The sequence below is a fragment of the Cupriavidus sp. 01L46 genome, from assembly GCF_056399905.1.
Window position 1 is genome coordinate 1 of sequence record NZ_JBFTSF010000494.1, and the last position, 2,838, is coordinate 2,838.

The 2,838-nt window shown below is 65.0% G+C and carries 3 protein-coding genes; all 3 read left to right on the top strand.

From position 1 onward, the window contains the following. On the top strand, positions 1-807 hold an 807-nt coding region (locus AC1DS3_RS37410), incomplete at its 5' end, for an aminotransferase class I/II-fold pyridoxal phosphate-dependent enzyme (protein WP_477129224.1). Between the two features lie 54 nt (positions 808-861). Next, positions 862-2,172 (top strand): homoserine dehydrogenase, encoded by a 1,311-nt coding sequence (locus AC1DS3_RS37415; RefSeq protein ID WP_477129225.1) that lies wholly within the window; start codon positions 862-864, stop codon positions 2,170-2,172. 8 nt (positions 2,173-2,180) lie between these two features. Then, on the top strand, positions 2,181-2,838 hold a 658-nt coding region (locus AC1DS3_RS37420), incomplete at its 3' end, for a PALP domain-containing protein (protein ID WP_477129226.1).

Genomic DNA, 2,838 nt, shown 5'->3' on the forward strand with positions numbered 1-2,838 from the left:
CCGGTGCACTATGTGTGCGACGAGGCCAACGAGTGGATGCCCGACCTGGACGATATCCGCGCCAAGATCACGCCGAATACCAAGGCCATCGTCGTCATCAACCCGAACAACCCCACCGGCGCGCTGTATTCGGACGAGCTGCTCAAGTCCATCGTGGCGATCGCGCGCGAACACGGCCTGATCATCTTTGCCGACGAGATCTACGACAAGGTGCTGTATGACGGCCATAGCCACACGTCCATCGCCGCGTTGTCGACCGATGTGCTGACCGTGACCTTCAACGGCCTGTCCAAGAACTACCGCTCGTGCGGCTACCGCGCCGGCTGGATGGTGGTGTCGGGCGACAAGCGGCCCGCGCTGGACTATATCGAGGGGCTGAACATGCTGTCCTCGATGCGTCTGTGCGCCAACGTGCCGGCCCAGTGGGCCATCCAGACCGCGCTGGGCGGCTACCAGAGCATCAACGACCTGGTGGGCGAAGGCGGGCGCCTGCGCCGCMAGCRCGATCTTGCCCATGAGCTGATCACGCAGATCCCGGGTGTCACCTGCGTCAAGCCCAAGGCCGCGCTGTACCTGTTCCCCAAGCTCGACCTGTCGATGTACCCGATCCAGGACGACCAGGAGTTCATTTATGAGCTGCTGCAGGAGTCCAMGGTGCTGCTGGTGCAGGGCACTGGCTTCAACTGGGGCAAGCCCGACCATTTCCGTATCGTGTTCCTGCCCCACGAGGAAGACCTGCGCGAGGCCATCAGCCGCGTCGGGCGCTTCCTCGAGACCTACCGCAAACGCCACGGCCGCGCGGCCTGAGCCGGCACGCTTGCGGCGCAATCCATTTTTCAGCAACTCAGAGTCAGATCGTCCATGAATCCCATCAAAGTAGGCCTGCTTGGCATCGGTACCGTCGGTAGCGGCACGTTCAATGTGCTGCAACGTAACCAGGAAGAAATCCGCCGCCGCGCCGGGCGCGGCATCGAGATTGCCATGGTGGCCGACCTCAACACCGAGCGCGCCCGCGAGCTGACCGGTGGGCAGGTCGAGGTGGTGGCCGACGCCAACGAGGTCGTCACCCGCCCCGAGATCRACATCGTGATCGAGCTGATCGGCGGCTACGGCATTGCCCGCGAGCTGGTGCTCAAGGCCATCGAGAACGGCAAGCACGTGGTCACCGCCAACAAGGCGCTGCTGGCCGTGCATGGCAACGAGATCTTCGAAGCCGCGCGCAAGAAGGGCGTGATCGTCGCCTTCGAAGCCGCGGTGGCCGGTGGCATCCCCATCATCAAGGCGCTGCGCGAAGGCCTGACCGCCAACCGCATTGAATGGATCGCCGGCATCATCAACGGCACCACCAACTTCATCTTGTCGGAAATGCGCGACAAGGGCCTGGACTTCGACACCGTGCTCAAGCAAGCGCAAGCGCTGGGCTATGCCGAGGCCGATCCCACCTTCGACATCGAAGGCATCGACGCCGCGCACAAGATCACGTTGATGAGCTCGATCGCCTTCGGCATGCCGGTGCAGTTCGACAAGGCCTACGTGGAAGGCATCACCAAGCTGTCGGCCGTGGATATCCGCTATGCGGAAGAGCTGGGCTACCGCATCAAGCTGCTGGGCCTGACGCGCCGCCGCGAAAACGGCATCGAGCTGCGCGTGCACCCGACGCTGGTGCCGGCCAAGCGCCTGATCGCCAACGTGGAAGGCKCCATGAACGCCGTGCTGGTGCAAGGTGACGCCGTGGGCGCCACGCTGTACTACGGCAAGGGCGCTGGCGCCGAGCCGACCGCGTCGGCCGTGATCGCCGACCTGGTCGACGTGACCCGCCTGCACACCGCCGACCCCGAGCACCGCGTGCCTCACCTAGCGTTCCAGCCCGATGCGCTGTCGAGCGTGCCGGTGCTGCCGATCGAGGAAGTCACCAGCTCGTACTACCTGCGCATGCGCGTGGCGGACGAGACCGGCGTGCTGGCCGACATCACCCGCATCCTGGCTGATGCCGGCATCTCCATCGATGCCATGCTGCAGAAGGAATCGCGCGAAGGCGAGCCGCAGACCGACATCATCATGCTCTCGCACCTCACGCTCGAGAAGCAGGTCAACGCCGCCATCGCCAAGATCGAGGCGCTGCCGACCGTGCTGTCGGCCGTCACGCGCCTGCGCATGGAAGAACTGAACTGAACGCACCGATGAAATACCAGTCGACGCGCGGCCATGAGATGCCGCAAACCTTCTCCGAGATCCTGCTGGGCGGCCTGGCGCCGGACGGCGGCCTGTACCTGCCCCGGGAGTACCCGCAGGTCACGGCCGACGAGCTGGAAGCCTGGCGCAAGCTGTCATACGCCGATCTCGCCTTCGAAGTCCTGTCCCGCTTCTGCGATGACATCCCGGCCGAGGACCTGCGCGCCCTGACGCGCAAGACCTACACCGCCGAGGTGTACTGCAACGCCCGCCCCGGCGACAACACCGCCGACATCACCCCGCTGCGCACGCTGGGCGAAGAGGGCGGCACGCCGCTGCAACTGCTGGGCCTGTCCAACGGCCCCACGCTGGCCTTCAAGGACATGGCCATGCAGTTGCTCGGCAACCTGTTCGAGTACRCACTCGCGCGTGCCGGACAGGAGCTGAACATCCTGGGCGCTACCTCCGGCGATACCGGCAGCGCGGCGGAATACGCCATGCGGGGCAAGCGCGGCATTCGCGTGTTCATGCTCAGCCCGCACCGCAAGATGAGCGCGTTCCAGACCGCGCAGATGTTCAGCCTGCAGGACCCCAACATCTTCAACCTGGCGGTGGACGGAGTGTTCGACGACTGCCAGGACATCGTCAAGGCGGTCTCCAACGACC